Genomic DNA, 15,608 nt, shown 5'->3' with positions numbered 1-15,608 from the left:
AATTTAAAAACACCTAAGAGATTCACCATGTATTTTGACCCGCAAGCCTACACCGTCAAGGAACTTACCCTCAAAGGGACCACAATTCGTTACCGAGCTTTCACAGACATCCCCTACGTCGATAATCCCCTTGTTCCTGACTATCAAAAATTAGCAATCTATGTTCCCGAGGCCTACTACCATGGAGAGTCCCTCAATGGCTATAATCTCGAGACCGCTCCAGTTTTTGTGCCAAACGCGGTTGGTGGCTATATGCCAGGGGAAATGGCAGAGCCTGGCTACAACCTCTTTGCCCCTCCTGGAACTATTAACAGTCTTTTTTGGGCTATTGACCATGGCTATGTCGTGGTTAGCCCAGCTCTTCGTGGCCGTACTTTATGCGACGAGGCTGGCAATTGGACCGGCAAGGCTCCAGCTAGATTAGTCGACTATAAGGCGGCTATCCGCTACCTCCATGCCTTCTCAGATGTCCTTCCTGGTGACCAAAATAAAATCATCACGAACGGTACCAGTGCAGGCGGTGCCTTATCCTCTCTCATTGCGACAACCATTGACCATCCTGACTACGAGCCCTATTTGACAGAGATTGGGGCAGCTCAAACAACCGACCGTGTCTTAGCGGCTTCCTGCTATTGTCCCATCACCAATCTCGAACACGCCGACATGGCCTACGAATGGCAGTTCAACAGTGTTCACGCCTATACACGGACCAACATCGTTATTGGAGCAGGCGGTCGACCAGACTTCATTCCTGAAGATGGCGATTTGACAGCTAGCCAGCTCAACCTCTCTGATCAACTCAAGGCAGCCTTTCCTGCCTATCTTAACAGTTTGGAGTTGACGGATGGCAATGGCAGAGCCTTGCAGCTAGATGTCGATGGCCATGGGAGTTATGCAGACCATCTTGGAGATATCCTCCGTCAGTCGGCAGAGCAGGCTGGTATTCCTTTGGAACGAATCGGTTGGCTGACCACAGAGACATTTGACTTGGCTGGCTTTGCTGCCGACATCACGCGGATGAAAACACCACCAGCCTTTGATGCTCTTAGCTGTGACAGTGGTGAAAATGACCTCTTCGGGGACCGTCAGCACCAGTTTAAACACTTTACAAGCTTTACAAAAGAGCAAGCCACCTCAGACCAGCCCTTAGCCGATCCGCAAATCGTCAAACTCATGAACCCCATGCACTACATTGCAGATGAGCAGGCTGGCAAGGCTGCCCACATCCGTATCCGCCATGGTCAAAGAGACCGCGATACCTCTCTAGCCATTTCAGCCATCTTAAGCCTCATGCTAGAAAAATACGGACACTCTGTCGATTATCAGGCCCCATGGGGAGTGGAACACGACGGCGACTACGACCTAGACCAACTCTTTGCCTGGATTGACAGCATTTGCCAATAAGGACTATCCATACAAAAAATCCGACCAGTTCAGACTGAGTCGGACTTTTTTCTATTTTGTGCTAAATTGTTTGAACATCAGCTTGTAAAAGATGAAGTTTAAAACGACTAGGACTGTCATGAGGAAGAAGACATGCTGGCTACCCGTCATAACATCGCCACCACTTTCTACTAGAACGGCTGAGATGGCTGTTCCAAAAGCCCCTGCGAACTGCTGAATCATCTGGAAAATAGCGGTAATATCCGCAGACTTTTCACGTGGCAATTGGCTTTGAACCGCTGCCATGGTGTTGTTAAAGGCCATGTTTCGTCCCATGGTAAAGACAATGTAGATGACGATAATGGACCACAAGACCAGACTCTTGGTCAAGAGGCTCATCACTACCATTGATAGGAAGAAGATGACATTTCCTGCATACAGAGACAGGCGTGGGCCTTTTTCATCATAGAGTTTTCCCAAGAAGGGAACGGTCACACTTCCCAGCAAGGTTCCTGGTAAGAGAGAGAAACCTGCCATGGAGCTAGACACACTCAGACCCATGGTCAAAAAGTTGGGAATGACAAAGTTGACAGAGAGGTTGACAAACTGGAAGATGGCAAAGGGCAAGAGGCCAAACAGAACCAGTGGATTACCCAGGAGTCGAATATCCAAGAAAGGATTGGCATCTTTGAGGGCCAGGATGATAAAAATAGCTAGGGCAACTGCAAAGATGACCACATAAAGCCAGTTCATCTGACCAGCCTCAAGGCTGCTGGTCGCAAGGAGCAGGGCAGACAGGGCAAACACCAGCATGATAAAGCTAAGGAAATTGAACGGACGCTTTTGCTTTTCAGCTCTGCTATTTTCCAAAAAGAGAAAACCGATGACATAGGCCAAAACTGCAATCGGAATGACCGCAATGAAAATCCACTGCCACGGGAAATTGGCAATCATAAGGCCACCGTAGGTCGGACCAAAGGCTGGTGCGAGCCCGATGATAAGGCCACCAATCCCCATGTAAAAACCTATCCGTTCCAGTGGCACACGCTCCGCAATGATGTTAAACATGAGCGGCATTGCCATCCCCGTACCGACACCCTGCATCAGACGACCGACAATCATGAGCCAGAACTGGTTGGTCAGGATAGCGACGATGCTTCCTGCCACGAAAAAGGCAAAGGCTAGGGTGAAAATGGTCCGCTCCTTCATGTTTTGCTTGAGGGCAGCACTGGTGGTCATGGTGATGGCAACCGCCAAAAGGTAGGCAGTCGTGATCCACTGTAGACTCCCGAGCGAGAGATGAAAGACCTCGGTCAAATGAGAGAAGGTCACGTTCATGGCTGTCTCTGATAAGATACCACAAAAGGCAAGTAAGGCTGTTGCGATAACAGCTCCGTTGGTCTCTTTAGAGACCGTCACGTGTTGGGTTGTCATTGGTTCCTCCTTGGATGATAAAATGTAAAATTGCTTGAAAATGGTCCCGTTCCTGGGCGGTGAATCGGCTCTGTAATCGCGCTTCTTCTGCTGCAAAATACTGCAAGCAATCCTGGGCCAAGCTTTTGGATTTCTCCGTCAAATGCACCGACCGCTGTCTGGCATCACTGGCTAGGGTCTGACGGGTAATCAATCCCTTTTTCTCCATGCCTTGTAGGAGCACTGTTGTCGTTGAGCGCTGGATATGAAACTCCTGCTCAATATCCCGTTGCAGGTAGAGATCTTTTTCCCCCCGGCTAAGAAAGTCGATGATAGCGACCTGGGTGCCTGTCAGCCCATAGGGCTTGGCAAAGCGGTCAAAATTGCGGCTCAGCTGGTGAGAAGCCCGCTGAATCAAACGTCCAATCGTTTCCATGTTCATTCCTTAAGTTCATTTTGTTAGCAAGCTAACAAACAATAGTGTAAGAAAAAATACCTGATTTGTCAAATCCGTATTTTTTCAAGGAAATCCATTATTTCTTGTAATAAGTAGGCTTATCCGCATCGAAAGAGATAGTCTGAAGCCAATCAGCTATCTGTTGTCCCAGATGTTGTGCCATCCCGAAAGAGGCCTGAATCTGTTCCTTGGTAATGCCATCGACATGGATGCCTGAGGTAATGGTCGCATTTTGTGGCAAAAGCGCAACAATTGCTTCCAGAATGACGTCGGCTAGAACATCATCCTTGTGGAAGCGGCCTGAGTGACTTGGAAACCGAGTGGTCTGCTTGTCAGCTGTCTCCTTACAATAAGTCGTCACTGTTCCGATGTGGGGATGACTCCCCCCTGTCAAAACAATCAGCAAATCCGCCCCAACAAACTGAGCGCTAGCCTCCATCTGAAAGCCAGATTCTGTTAAAGTAAAGGTTTGTTCCATCCTAGCCCTCCCAACGATGACCATAGTCATTTTCAATGCCCAGAGCGTCCATGAGACGGTAGGTATTGTGGTCGATGATGTCCTGGATAGTCTCCGGTTTATTGTAAAAGGCTGGGACTGGCGGGATGATGTGAACGCCCATTTTTGATAGTTTGGTCAGGTTTTCCAGATGAATGGTGTTGAGAGGTGTCTCCCGTGGCACAAGAATGAGTTTGCGTTGCTCCTTTAGAATCACATCAGCTGCCCGTCCAATCAGATTGTCTGAAAAACCGCAGGCGATTCCTGCTACAGTCTTCATGGATGCCGGTACGACGACCATGCCATCTGTGATGAAGGACCCTGATGCAATCTTGGCACCCAGATTTTTATTGCTATAGAGCACATCACAAAGACTTTCAAATTCCATGTGAGACATATCGAGTTCGATTTTTAAATTTTCACGCGCCCAGTCACTCATGACCACATGGGTCTCAATGTCTGGATTTGCTTTTAATTTCCGAAGTAGATTGATGGCATATATGGTCCCTGAGGCACCCGAAATCGCCACAATAATCCGTTTTTTTCGTGTCATAGTCTTATCCTTTAAAAGCCAGTTGGACAGGCCAACTGGCTGGTGTTATTATTTCAAGTATTTTTCCCAGTCTGGAACTTCTTTGAACTGAGCTCGTTTGAACTTGTCTTTCATGTCAAATGGAACGGTACCATCCAAGACGAGTTTAGAGGACATCCCTTTGACACGGATGTATTCTGGTGAATACTCAGGTGTTTCAGATGGGTCGAGCGGGTGGTTCCGCATACCTTCCAAGACCATGATGTCTTTGTGGGCTTGGAAACGAGTATTGATTGTCCACATCACGTCGTTCATATCAAAGATATCCACGTCTTCGTCTACCAAGATAACCGTCTTCAATTCTTTAAAAGCTGAAAAGGCAAGGAGGGCTGCTTGGCGTTGGATTCCTTCGTCTGCTGGGTTTTCCTTACGGATTTGCAGGATGGCCATGAATTTACCACCACCTGCAGGTGGGCAGTATACGTTTGGCACTTTACCAGGAATGGCTTTATCAACCAAGTTCAAGATAGAAGCCTCGGTTGGAATACCGGCCATAGACACGTGCTCTTCAGAAGGACCAATCGTAGTTTGCATGATTGGGTTGTCCTTACGATGAGTTACAGCTTTTACCTTGATTACGCTAAGAGCTTGGTTGGCTGGGCCGTTGTACCCAGGGAATTCTGGCATGGCATGACCTGTATTGGTGTTGATGTCCTCACGAATGGTTTCGCTTGGCAAAATCTCCCCTTCGATGATGAACTCAGAACGGGCAATCCCAACTTCGTCAATCGCTACACTGTCCACGACTTGAACAGCTTGGTTACGCAGAGCTCCCGCAATCCACAATTCGTTGTAACCAAGTGGCGTTGCAGGTGGTTCAAAGGTTGCCCCAATCAAGATAGCTGGGTCAAGACCGATGTTGATAGTAACAGGCATTGGTTGGTTGAGTTTTTGGTGCTCTGCCAAGAAAGCTCCTAAGTGACGACCACCAGGCATGATGTAGATACCGATTGTATCTGCATCTTCCAAGACCATACGATGAATCGTAACGTCGCTCATGGACTTGTCAGGTGTTGAACCCAAGACCAAACCAGTTGTGATATAAGGACCTGCATCGTACTCAGTGTTGGTAGGTGCAGCAATCAGTTTACGGATATCAAAGCCTTCATCTGTTGCCAAGTGAACCACTTCTTGAGCAGGTGCTTCTTCACGGCTAACCTTAACGGGTTCAATTGGATTTTTCACCGCTTCATTGAGCAAGTGTCCCAAGGTCTTGTAATCATGACCAAGGATGTGGGCTACACGCTTACGGCTAGCCATAGTACCAATGTTGACACGGACACCAGGAAAGCCCTTGATGTTGTTGAAGGTAACAGCTGGTCCTTCTTGGGTTGGACGCATAACGGTACCACCCGCACCGATGTAGCGGTAGGCACCAGAGATTTCTGCATGGGGATCGATTTCCACATCTGTCTCATGGAGTTGTCCAGGAATATCTTTCAAATCTTCCAAGACCTGACGAAGGTCATATAGTTTTTCAGTCATGAGTTTTCCTCGCTTTCGTATTAACACCAGCCATTTTAGTTCTTTTCTCTCAAAAAAACAATTCAAGTTTAAGAAGAACCTATTCCAAAATGGAATAGGTTCTTCTTAATTTTCCAAAGCCTTCTGGACAAACTCCCAGAATTTTTCTACTGCTGGTGAATCCGTTGCCCCCTTGACCAAGCACAATTGACAGATCAACGGTGTTTTCAGCGGGCGGATAACGAGTTGTGACAGGTTTTCCTTAGCGATACTCCTTTTCATCATCAAGGAAATGCCCATCTCTTGGGCCACAAACTCCAGGATATAATTGACGCGCTTACCCTGGTAAGAAATCTTAGGGGTAAAGCCTGCCGCCTGGCACAACTCAATCATTTTGCCATAGAGTTTTGATGAATGGCCGAGCTCTAAAAAGGTTTCGTCCTTTAAATCAGCCAAGTCTAGTTCAGCCTGCTCTGCCATTTTATGTCCCTGGGGAAGAACCACAACCAGCTCATCTTTATCGATAACCAGATAGTCTTCCTCTGGCAAACTTCCTTCAAAATAACGATTAAAAATCAGGTGGCAATGCCCCTGACGCAAGGACCGAGACAAATCCGTCCCTTCTTCTTCCTCAATAGAGAGGTCATACTGAGGATAGTGTTTATGAAACTGGCCAATGAGACTAGTGATACCATAGGATGACATGGTTGGAATCCCATGCAAGATAATATGATGGTTGGCTTTGAATTTATGGGTGCTGACCACCTTATCCAAATCCTCATAAGAACGTAGAATTTCTTGCGCTTCAGTCAGGACATCTCTGCCAACGTCCGTCAGACGAATCTGCCGGTGTTCCCGTACAAAGAGCTGGACGCCTAATTCCTTTTCCAGGGCTAGAATCTGCTTAGACACATTCCCCTGACTGGTAAAAAGTCGCTCTGCCGTCTCTGTGTAATTCAAAGTTTCTGCAAGGTCTACAAAATATTCCAATCGTTGCCGATTCATGATTACAACTCCTATTCCGATATGGAATAGTATACCATAAAAAACAGAATTGTTCTTCAAAAAATCAGTGATATAATAAGAATATTTGAGGGCTAAAAGCCCTATAGGAGGTTATCTTATGCCAACTGGCGTTATTATCAATGGACTTTCTGTCCTCTTGGGAGGACTTGCCGGTGGTCTGGTCGGCCACAAATTATCAGACGACTTTAAGACACAAATCAACATGATTTTCGGGGTCTGTTCTATGGGGATGGGGATTGCCTCCATTGCCAAGATGGAAAACATGCCAGCTGTAATCTTTGCTCTGATTTTGGGAACTGTAGTCGGTCTCGCCTGCCATTTAGGACAAGCCTTTAACGGGTTTGGTCGTTGGATGCAGGGACTGATTTCCAAATTTATCAAAACCAAGCCAACTGGTCTCAGCGATGAAGATTTTACCGCCCAATTGGTTACCGTTATCGTTCTCTTCTGTGCTTCAGGGACTGGGATTTACGGCTCACTCGTAGCTGGGATGACTGGAGATTCGTCTATTCTCATCTCCAAATCTATCTTGGACTTCTTCACAGCAGCCATCTTTGCTTGCAACCTCGGTTATGTCGTGTCCCTCATTTCCATTCCTCAATTCCTCTTCTTTGTCTGCCTCTTCTTTGCCTCAGTCTTTATCGTGCCTTATACTAATCCAGCCATGATCAATGACTTCAAGGCCTGCGGTGGCTTTCTCATGTTAGCGACCGGTTTCCGTATGATCCAAGTCAAAATGTTCCCTGTTGCGGATATGATTCCAGCCATGATTCTGGTCATGCCCTTCTCTTGGTTCTGGGCCAACGTTATCCTAAGTCTTCTCTAACATAGCAGAGCTAATTCATATATAAACACCCCTAGGAAAAATCCTAGGGGTGTTTGTTTAGTCTTCTAATGCTTTTAGGGCCTGGAAAAAGTTGGGATAGTCCTTTTTAAGGTTAACAAAACCACCATCCTGCTGTAAAAAACTGTGTTCAGAGGTCGCTTGACAAACAACAACTCCAGCTTGGTTAATCATCTGATAGGCCAGGCTCAATTTTGCGGCTTTTACAGCCACAACAGACAGAGTGATGCTAATCTCATCCGCAAAAGTTGAGGTCTGCTTGTAATCACAGTTTAGACTGGTCACTGGTGAAATGATACCAGACTCCTCAAGTTTGTCATAGGGCCAGCCGATTTCAGCTAGAAAGTGGGTACGGGCCTCCTCCATCCAACGGATGTAATTAGAATGATGGGTGATACCCATGCGGTCCGTTTCATAGTATTGTACAAAATGGAGATAAGGTCCCATATTCCTTCGCTTTCTATCCTTCCTTGATTCTTTCAAAATCTCTAGAATTATTGCTTATAGCAAGTCTAGGGAGCCTGCTCAGTATTTATTAGTTAGCGTGAATCATATAGTTACAGAAAAATCAGTCGCAACTGACTCTCTGAGAAAACAACTTACTGGCTAACGACCAAAATAGACTTGATGGTCTTGCGGTCAGCCATGTCAGCATAGGCCTGGTTGATATCAGCCAGGGCATAGCTTTCTGTAAAGACCTTACCTGGATTGATGGTTCCATCTAAAACGGCCTTTAGCAAGATTTGCTTAACATAGGTCGTCACGGATGCTGGTCCGCCACCGATAAGAGTATTTTTTACAAAGGTCGAGCCAATAGCATAGCTATTATAGTGAGGCACTCCGACAAAGCCGATTCGACCACCATTGTGAAGAACACCCATGGCCTGTTCCAAGGAACCTTCTGTTCCCACACACTCCAGGGCTGCATCAGCACCACCACCTAAAATCTCACGAACCTTAGCAATCCCTTCTTCACCACGTTCTGCAACAACAGCAGTAGCTCCCAATTCAAGGGCCAAGGCTTGGCGATCCGCGTGACGGCTCATCATGATAATTTGCGAAGCACCGCGAAATTTAGCTGCGATAACTGCACATTGTCCAACCGCACCATCCCCAATAACAACGACACGGTCTCCCTTTTCAACCTGGGCCATACGGGCTGCATGGTAGCCTGTCGGCATCACATCTGCAAGGGTCAAAAGGGATTTGAGCATGCCTTCAGTATAGTCAGAAGGCTGGCCAGGTACCTTAATCAGGGCCCAATTAGCATAGTGAAACTTGATGTACTCCGCCTGAAAGCCACGTGAAAAATTATTTCCCGGCACATGACGGTCACAAGAGCCGTCGAAACCTGCACGGCAGGCATCACATTCCCCACAACCGTGGGTAAAGGGAACAATAACAAAGTCTCCAGGTTTAACTGTCGTAATGGCAGAACCTGCCTCCTCAATAATTCCTAGTGCCTCATGTCCCGAATTCAGTGAATGCGCATCCTTAGCATCACCATGTGAATAGGACCAGAGATCTGAACCACAGACGCAAGACCGCACGATACGGATAATGACATCGTCTTCAGCTTCTATTACTGGCTTGGCTACTTCTTCCAGGATCATGGATCCTGCCTTTTCAAAAATAGCTGTTTTCATACTTACCCTCCTCAGATAAAATTATCACTAGTTTACACCTATTCCCAGCCAAAATCAAATACTTGATACACTACTAAAATCTTATGAGCCTTCATTTAATTTTCTTGCCATGTCTGCTGAATTTAGTCGATATTATTGATTTGAGACATAGCATAGCTAAGAAAAAACTGGCCTTTTGAGCCAGAATTCCTAGAAAACGACGTTAAGCGCTAGATAATACCCTATCATCAGCACAATAAAGGTCAGGGACGCTGGCAAAGTCTTGCGCATCAAATCACCCAGGCTGATGCCGTAGTACTCCGAAGCCACTATCAAGCAAACATGAACAAGGAACAATTGACTAGCCGCATGGGCACAACACATAAGGAGCACCAGCAAGGCCACCCCACCATCCGAAATAGCCGCAAAGGCAAGTGGTGTCCCCAGCGCAATAATGCCACTGGCGCCACTGATAATCCCTCCCAAGAAAAAGAGAATGACGAAAATCAAAAAGGTTGGCAATGGCAGACCAGATAAAGCATCCGGCAAACTCGCCAGAGCTCCTGTCAGATTGAGAAATTCCTTGAAATAAAGCACAAAAGCCATACTGGCTAACAACTTCACCTCAAATGATGCAAAGAAGAAAGAAACCAGTTCCTTGAGGCTAAAACGATAGACCACCGCAGCCAGGGCAATCGAAATCAAAACAGCTGGCACCACCTCGACCCTGAAGGCCAAAATCAAGAAGATGATTAAGAGCAGAGACCAGAGATGCTGGAATAATTGGACCAGGTCAGACTGCCAGTGCCGCTCTGCTATTTTCCCCGAAGGTTCCTTCGGAACCCGACGGAGATAGCGCAGGTAACCAATGGCGTAGAGGGTCAAAAAAGGAATAACCATAAAGGCCATAAACCTGGAAATGGCGACCTCTGACAAACTCGCCATGAGAAGGACACTGGGATAGGTCGGCAGGCTAGACTCTGGAATATGGCGGTATGGCGGAACCAAGAGGTCACAAAGGCCTGCTCCTCCTTCTCCAGATACTCGTCCGTCTGGTTCTTGACGATATCGGCACAGAGTACCATGGCGGCTGCAGATGGCAAGAGCCCAATAACCAGCGATGCCCCTGAGATTGTCACGCGCCGATTCTGAAAGAGCCTAGACAAATCCCCTTCTGCGAGCTTAATCTGGTCACGACTCTCTAACATCTTCTGCAAGAAGGTAATCAAATACATGGACAGCAAAATAGCCAGAGAATCATGATTGGTCAGAAAGTTATGGATTGCCTCCCACACTTGACCCAAACTCAGTTGATACAGCACAATCGTCGCTACAATCCCCAAAGTCAAGGCTAGATAAAGCGGTTTTCAAAACACTAAGACGGTCACAATCAGACCAAATACCAAGGCAAGGTTTATCAGTAACATAGGCTCTCCCATTCATTCAATGACCCTATTATAGCATAAAAAATTGAGTTTCCTCTCTTTATTTTTTGAAAATTTCGACATAATATTTTTCGGGTATGGACCTGTATTTTAAACACTAGCAAATCCTATCTTAATCTTATTCCTAGTCTCGCTAAAGGGTATAGTCGAATGAAGAACTTTGAGACAAAGCATGAGACGCAGACAGTACTCGAGTACGGCAAGTCGAAAACAACAATGTAGCAAGGCTAATTCAAATAACTATAAAACAAAAGATTTCTAAGTGTCCTTGTCAAACCTCTTCTCCCTACGTGAACCAGATTTCTCAATAGAAATTTTAAGCATTAATGAGGATAGGACGCAAGTCTTCTACTTTAGACAAAAAGAGAACCTCATCGGTTCTCTCAGGATTTTTCCATTGATTTTACTCTTGAAAATTACGAGAATAGCTAGCAAAGAATTCCTTGGTCCGTTCTTCTTTGGGATGATTGAAGATTTCCTCCGGCGTCCCCTGCTCTAAAATCTTTCCTTTTTCTAGGAAAAGAACCTTGTCAGCAACTTGATAGACAAAGGCTATGTCATGACTCACCAGAACCATGGTTTGACCCGCCTTAGCCGCATCAGCGATTGACTTTTCAACCTCTCCGACCAACTCTGGGTCCAGGGCTGATGTAGGTTCATCGAGAAGAAGGACATCCGGCTTCATGGCTAGGGCCCGCGCTAAGGCTACCCGCTGCTTCTGACCACCGGAAAGATGGCGAGGGTAATGATTTTCGCGGTCTGATAAACCGACCTTGGCCAATTCTTGCTTGGCAAGGACAGTAGCCTCGGCATCGCTCATCTTCTTAACAATCTTGAGGCCTTCCTTGACATTGTCAAGCGCTGTTCGACGTTCAAAAAGGTTAAACTGTTGGAAAACCATGGCCAACTTACGGCGGAGGGTCAAAATTTGTTCCTTGCTGATGGCATTAAAGTCAACCTTGAAACCGTCAATGTCGATTGTCCCAGAATCCGGTTGCTCCAAATAGTTCATCGACCGTAGGAAAGTTGATTTCCCCGCTCCTGAAGCTCCGACCAGGGCCACAACTTCTCCCTTTTTAATCTCCAAGTTGAGACCGTCGAGGACCTTTTGACCTGAAAATTCTTTGGTTAAATTGCTAATGGTAATCATGCCCCAAAACCTCCTGTCAAATCATCCTTGTCACTTGCCAGATTGCTCACTGGTGACTTAATGGCCATCCGATTTTCAACGAAACGACCAAAATTCTCAATCGCAATGCTGATAATCCAGTAAACAATGGCTACTGAGATATAGCGTTCAAAGTAACGGTAGTCCGAACCACCAATAATCTGTGCTTGGGCAAACATCTCCACGATACCCGCATTAAAGGCCAGAGAAGTTCCCTTAGTCAGACCGATCAAACTGTTAATCAAAGTCGGTGTCGCAATGACAGCCGCATTTGGAATGATAACACGGCGATAAACCTGAACATTGGTCATCCCAAGACTGCGTGCCGCCTCAATCTCACCAGGGTTAACCGACTGAATCGCTGCCCGCAAGGTCTCACTGGTATAGGCAGCCTCGTTAAAGGCAAAGGCCGCAATGGCAAAAAACTCAGCAGGAATATTATTGATATTAAAATCAAAACCGTATTTGATATTGATCGCTTTAAGGGCCAAAGGAATCCCATAATAGGTCAACATGAGCTGAACCAAAATCGGTGTCCCCCGCAAAAAGCTGACAAAGACAGCCTGAATGGGGTAGAGAATTTTCACACGGTTGATTTTAACGATGGCAAACACCAAGGCCAAAATTAAACCAAAAAAGGCACCGGCAAGGGTTAGGCTAAGCGTGATAGGAAGACGAGCCAAAATATTTGGAATCGCATCAAACACGGACTGCCATGAAAAGAGTTTTCCGGCTGGAATCTTATCTACCAGGTTTTGGTACCAGGCAGGGGCTAAAAAATAATGAGTCATAATTTTCCTTATCTAAATCAGCATTGATAGAAAAACGGAGGCGAGAGACTGCTCAAAGGATTTCGGGCACCCCTCGTCTCCTACCTTACCAAAGGTATGGTTAATCTAGTGAAGATACATAATCTCCACCGAAGTATTTTTTACTGAGTTTCTTCATTGTTCCATCTTTTTTGAGGGCCTTGATACGCTTGTTGACAAAGCTCTGCAATTTCTTACCTTCCGCATCATCCGCAAATAAAATGTACTCCAGGCCATCCTTGTCACCACCGACTGAACCTTCTATATTGGTCACCTTGAGGTCAAAATCCTGGTCTTCAATAACGGTTTTCAAAGAAATGGCATCATAAAAGAGGAAGTCAATTTTACCAGACTCTACGTTTTGCAAGCGCTGAGCCAGGGTCACACTGTTGGCAACATAGTTGATGGTAATCGGCGTTTTATCCGTATGTTCCTTGTTCCATTTTTCAAGAACAGCCGCATAGTTAGAACCTGTATAGAGCTCTACTGACTTACCGGAAAGATCGTCAAGCGAATCATAGGTCACTCCGTCCTTAGTTGCCGTTGCGTAGTTAGACTTGGAAATCGGATCAGAGAAGAGGTACTTTTCTGCACGTTCTTCGCTGTAATTGAAATTGTTAGCAGACAACTGATAGCGCCCTGCATCAATCCCCGTTAAGATGGAAGAAAAAGGCACTGTTTCAAAGGTCAATTTATAGTCCTTAGAATCCTTGAAAATAGCCTTTGCTAATTCAATATCATAGCCCTTAAACTTATCATCTTCCTTGTAGGTGAAAGGGGCTGTATCGGAATCAGTTGCAAGAACTATCGTTTTCTTTTTGGAAGCTGCATCGACTGGCAATGTCAGGGTTAGACCAATCACTAAAAGACTAAGCAGTGTCAACACATAGGCTAAACTTTTTTTCATTATAAATCTCCTTTATCACGTAACTTCCTTTCAGTTTATCATGACAAAGGAGACCTGCATAATAGTTATTTTTTATCACATAGATAGGTTTTACTTATCAGTTGGAAAAGTTTAAAAACTTTGGCGTTTGGCTTTACGCTCTGCACGGCCCTTGGCTCTAGCTTCCACACGACGTTCTTTACGACGTTTCTCAGCAACCTTCCACTCGATTTTCTTCTTATAGCCTGGCTTGATTTTCTTCTTTTTCTTCTTAACCAAACCGATAATTTCAGTATCAGGAGCGACCATCTTTTTCTCACGGTTGAGGCGACGATCACGGTCATAGGTATCCTGAAACTCACCGTCTTTTATTTGTTTAGGAACAAATTTGATTCCCTGCTTTTCTAAAAGACGAATGTCAGAGTCATCACTCGGTTGATAAAGGGTAATGGCAGTGCCCGGCAAACCGTTTCGTCCAGTCCGTCCAACCCGGTGAACAAAGAAGGACAAGTCCTGTGGAATAGCATCGTTGATGACATGACTGACCCCTTCGATATCAATACCACGGGCTGCCAAATCCGTCGCTACGATGTATTCATAGTCCAAATTCTTGAACTGGTTCATGATGCGCTTGCGCTCACGTGGTAGAATTCCCCCGTGTATCTTAGCGACCTTAAGCCCGTTGGTTACCAAGAAACTGTGCAGGTCATCCGCCCGTTCCTTGGTATTAACAAAAATCATTGCCAAATAAGGCTGGAGAATCTTGGCCATTTCTAAAATTTGACCATTACGCTCACGACCCTTGGTCGAAACCAACCAATTATCGATTGTATCCGCAATGACAGTCTCTGTCTTGATTTTCTCCATAACAGGATTGTTGAGATACTTCTTCAAGAAGGGTTGCAGTTTTTGCGGGATGGTGGCCGAGAAGACCAGGATTTGGACCTGCTTAGGCAGGCTGGAGGCAATCTTATCCACCGTATCCAAGAAGCCCATATCGAGGGTCATATCCGCCTCATCGACGACAAAGGTCTTGGCCTTATGAATACTGAGATCCCCTGATTTCACTAGGTCATAGATACGACCCGGTGTCCCGATGACGATGTGGGGTTGGCTGACCTTAAGCTTATCGAGCTGACGTTGCTTGTCCGTTCCTCCCACATAGTTAGCCACACGGATTTCCTGTTCGGCATGCTCTGCTATTTGGCGGGTTGCCTGGTAAATCTGGGTTGCCAACTCACGCGATGGTGCCGTAATGACAACCTGGACTTCTTCCAAGGTCTCATCCAGGCGTTCAAAAATAGGGAGCAAGAAGGTATGGGTCTTGCCAGAACCTGTCTTTGACTCGCCGACCAGGTCACGACCTGAACGGACAACCGGCATCAACTTTTGTTGGACAGGAGTTGGGTTTTTAAAACCAATCGCCTCCAAGGCCTCCTGAATGTAAGGTTTAAAATTAAAATCGTTAAATGACATCATAGTCCTTTCTGCAGAATCTCACGACTCGCTGAGTTTTATCATTCTATTATAGCATATTTAAACCAAAAAGGCTCTATAATTTCTGTAGTGGGTAGCTCCCCTGCAGAGATTATGGAGCCTTTTTGAATGTAGAAAAAAAGTCCCATATGACCTATAATGAAAAGCGATAAAACAACTCATTAGAAAGACTCATATGGAACAGTTCAATTTTATCACAAACCTACTCGGAATAAAAGACCCTAATATCTCGATTTCAGACTATATCGATGCTGGAAGTCACAAGGAAGTCATCGCTAAGCTGGACTACCCTGCCCCAAAATGCCAACATTGCCAAGAACAGATGACCAAGTACGACTTCCAGAAACCATCCAAAATACCCTACCTGGACTGTGCTGGCTATAAAACCCTGATTCGTCTAAGTAAGCGCCGTTTCCGCTGTCCTAATTGCGGAAAAATGGCTGTCGCTGAAACTTCACTGGTCAAGAAAAACCACCAAATTCCCGTCATTCTCAATCAGAAAA

The 15,608-nt window shown here is 45.8% G+C and carries 17 protein-coding genes; 3 read left to right on the top strand and 14 right to left on the bottom strand.

The genetic code is table 11. The features are described from left to right. Nucleotides 1-27 precede the first annotated feature (27 nt). Nucleotides 28-1,404 carry a subtype B tannase gene (locus tag ACFORF_RS00745; RefSeq protein ID WP_380424364.1) on the top strand — a complete coding sequence of 459 codons (1,377 nt, stop codon included), beginning with the start codon at nt 28-30 and terminating at the stop codon, nt 1,402-1,404. Nucleotides 1,405-1,455: 51 nt separating this feature from the next. Here the strand turns inward: ACFORF_RS00745 and ACFORF_RS00740 are convergent, their stop codons facing one another. The 6 genes from ACFORF_RS00740 to ACFORF_RS00715 form a co-directional block, all read right to left on the bottom strand. Continuing rightward, nucleotides 1,456-2,817 (bottom strand): MFS transporter, encoded by a 1,362-nt coding sequence (locus ACFORF_RS00740; RefSeq protein WP_380424362.1) that lies wholly within the window; start codon nt 2,815-2,817, stop codon nt 1,456-1,458. After that, nucleotides 2,789-3,232 carry a MarR family winged helix-turn-helix transcriptional regulator gene (locus ACFORF_RS00735; protein WP_380424360.1) on the bottom strand — a complete coding sequence of 148 codons (444 nt, stop codon included), beginning with the start codon at nt 3,230-3,232 and terminating at the stop codon, nt 2,789-2,791. The genes ACFORF_RS00740 and ACFORF_RS00735 overlap by 29 nt, the downstream gene beginning before the upstream one ends. Nucleotides 3,233-3,329: 97 nt before the next feature. Beyond that, entirely contained in the window at nt 3,330-3,731 is a 402-nt protein-coding gene (lpdD, locus tag ACFORF_RS00730; protein WP_380424358.1) for a prenylated flavin chaperone LpdD, read from the bottom strand. 1 nt (nt 3,732) lies between these two features. Further along, the gene (locus ACFORF_RS00725) at nt 3,733-4,302 is read right to left on the bottom strand and encodes a UbiX family flavin prenyltransferase (protein WP_380424356.1); all 570 of its coding nucleotides are present in this window, start codon (nt 4,300-4,302) and stop codon (nt 3,733-3,735) included. A 48-nt stretch (nt 4,303-4,350) separates the two neighbouring features. Next, nucleotides 4,351-5,826 (bottom strand): UbiD family decarboxylase, encoded by a 1,476-nt coding sequence (locus tag ACFORF_RS00720; RefSeq protein ID WP_380424354.1) that lies wholly within the window; start codon nt 5,824-5,826, stop codon nt 4,351-4,353. A 105-nt stretch (nt 5,827-5,931) separates the two neighbouring features. Next, complete coding sequence (locus ACFORF_RS00715) at nt 5,932-6,810, bottom strand: LysR family transcriptional regulator (protein WP_380424352.1); 879 nt, start codon at nt 6,808-6,810, stop codon at nt 5,932-5,934. Between the two features lie 118 nt (nt 6,811-6,928). Here ACFORF_RS00715 and ACFORF_RS00710 point away from each other — a divergent pair, with 118 nt between their 5' ends. Beyond that, nucleotides 6,929-7,657, top strand: coding sequence for a DUF554 domain-containing protein (locus ACFORF_RS00710; protein ID WP_380424350.1), 729 nt, complete (start codon nt 6,929-6,931; stop codon nt 7,655-7,657). Between the two features lie 57 nt (nt 7,658-7,714). Here ACFORF_RS00710 and ACFORF_RS00705 read toward each other — a convergent pair whose 3' ends face one another. From ACFORF_RS00705 to ACFORF_RS00670, 8 genes are all read right to left on the bottom strand, one after another. After that, nucleotides 7,715-8,122, bottom strand: a complete 408-nt coding sequence (locus ACFORF_RS00705) for an acyl-CoA thioesterase (RefSeq protein WP_380424348.1) — start codon at nt 8,120-8,122, stop codon at nt 7,715-7,717. Nucleotides 8,123-8,274: 152 nt separating this feature from the next. Further along, nucleotides 8,275-9,321, bottom strand: coding sequence for a zinc-binding dehydrogenase (locus ACFORF_RS00700; RefSeq protein ID WP_380424346.1), 1,047 nt, complete (start codon nt 9,319-9,321; stop codon nt 8,275-8,277). Between the two features lie 189 nt (nt 9,322-9,510). After that, on the bottom strand, nt 9,511-10,245 hold the full coding sequence (locus ACFORF_RS00695; protein WP_380424344.1) for a hypothetical protein: 735 nt from the start codon (nt 10,243-10,245) through the stop codon (nt 9,511-9,513). Then, nucleotides 10,182-10,649 carry a DUF401 family protein gene (locus tag ACFORF_RS00690; protein WP_380424342.1) on the bottom strand — a complete coding sequence of 156 codons (468 nt, stop codon included), beginning with the start codon at nt 10,647-10,649 and terminating at the stop codon, nt 10,182-10,184. Before ACFORF_RS00690 ends, ACFORF_RS00695 begins: the two co-directional genes overlap by 64 nt. A 499-nt stretch (nt 10,650-11,148) precedes the next feature. Further along, on the bottom strand, nt 11,149-11,895 hold the full coding sequence (locus tag ACFORF_RS00685; RefSeq protein ID WP_380424340.1) for an amino acid ABC transporter ATP-binding protein: 747 nt from the start codon (nt 11,893-11,895) through the stop codon (nt 11,149-11,151). Continuing rightward, nucleotides 11,892-12,704 (bottom strand): amino acid ABC transporter permease, encoded by an 813-nt coding sequence (locus tag ACFORF_RS00680; protein WP_380424338.1) that lies wholly within the window; start codon nt 12,702-12,704, stop codon nt 11,892-11,894. The genes ACFORF_RS00685 and ACFORF_RS00680 overlap by 4 nt, the downstream gene beginning before the upstream one ends. Before the next feature lie 100 nt (nt 12,705-12,804). Next, the gene (locus ACFORF_RS00675) at nt 12,805-13,629 is read right to left on the bottom strand and encodes a transporter substrate-binding domain-containing protein (RefSeq protein WP_380424336.1); all 825 of its coding nucleotides are present in this window, start codon (nt 13,627-13,629) and stop codon (nt 12,805-12,807) included. Between the two features lie 111 nt (nt 13,630-13,740). Next, nucleotides 13,741-15,084, bottom strand: coding sequence for a DEAD/DEAH box helicase (locus ACFORF_RS00670; protein ID WP_380424424.1), 1,344 nt, complete (start codon nt 15,082-15,084; stop codon nt 13,741-13,743). A gap of 196 nt (nt 15,085-15,280) precedes the next feature. Here ACFORF_RS00670 and ACFORF_RS00665 point away from each other — a divergent pair. Further along, nucleotides 15,281-15,608: transposase family protein (locus ACFORF_RS00665; RefSeq protein ID WP_380424334.1), on the top strand; the 328-nt coding region annotated here is incomplete at its 3' end.

Source organism: Streptococcus caprae (assembly GCF_042649745.1).
GTDB classification, from domain to species: Bacteria; Bacillota; Bacilli; order Lactobacillales; family Streptococcaceae; genus Streptococcus; species Streptococcus caprae.
This window is presented reverse-complemented; position numbering and strand designations above follow the sequence as displayed.

Bases quoted from the DNA above. Each gene is read 5' to 3' on its own strand.
- ACFORF_RS00745 (WP_380424364.1), top strand. From the start codon at position 28: ATGTATTTTGACCCGCAAGCCTACACCGTCAAGGAACTTACCCTCAAA.
- ACFORF_RS00740 (WP_380424362.1), bottom strand. From the start codon at position 2,817: ATGACAACCCAACACGTGACGGTCTCTAAAGAGACCAACGGAGCTGTT.
- ACFORF_RS00735 (WP_380424360.1), bottom strand. From the start codon at position 3,232: ATGGAAACGATTGGACGTTTGATTCAGCGGGCTTCTCACCAGCTGAGC.
- lpdD (WP_380424358.1), bottom strand. From the start codon at position 3,731: ATGGAACAAACCTTTACTTTAACAGAATCTGGCTTTCAGATGGAGGCT.
- ACFORF_RS00725 (WP_380424356.1), bottom strand. From the start codon at position 4,302: ATGACACGAAAAAAACGGATTATTGTGGCGATTTCGGGTGCCTCAGGG.
- ACFORF_RS00720 (WP_380424354.1), bottom strand. From the start codon at position 5,826: ATGACTGAAAAACTATATGACCTTCGTCAGGTCTTGGAAGATTTGAAA.
- ACFORF_RS00715 (WP_380424352.1), bottom strand. From the start codon at position 6,810: ATGAATCGGCAACGATTGGAATATTTTGTAGACCTTGCAGAAACTTTG.
- ACFORF_RS00710 (WP_380424350.1), top strand. From the start codon at position 6,929: ATGCCAACTGGCGTTATTATCAATGGACTTTCTGTCCTCTTGGGAGGA.
- ACFORF_RS00705 (WP_380424348.1), bottom strand. From the start codon at position 8,122: ATGGGACCTTATCTCCATTTTGTACAATACTATGAAACGGACCGCATG.
- ACFORF_RS00700 (WP_380424346.1), bottom strand. From the start codon at position 9,321: ATGAAAACAGCTATTTTTGAAAAGGCAGGATCCATGATCCTGGAAGAA.
- ACFORF_RS00695 (WP_380424344.1), bottom strand. From the start codon at position 10,245: ATGGCGAGTTTGTCAGAGGTCGCCATTTCCAGGTTTATGGCCTTTATG.
- ACFORF_RS00685 (WP_380424340.1), bottom strand. From the start codon at position 11,895: ATGATTACCATTAGCAATTTAACCAAAGAATTTTCAGGTCAAAAGGTC.
- ACFORF_RS00680 (WP_380424338.1), bottom strand. From the start codon at position 12,704: ATGACTCATTATTTTTTAGCCCCTGCCTGGTACCAAAACCTGGTAGAT.
- ACFORF_RS00675 (WP_380424336.1), bottom strand. From the start codon at position 13,629: ATGAAAAAAAGTTTAGCCTATGTGTTGACACTGCTTAGTCTTTTAGTG.
- ACFORF_RS00670 (WP_380424424.1), bottom strand. From the start codon at position 15,084: ATGTCATTTAACGATTTTAATTTTAAACCTTACATTCAGGAGGCCTTG.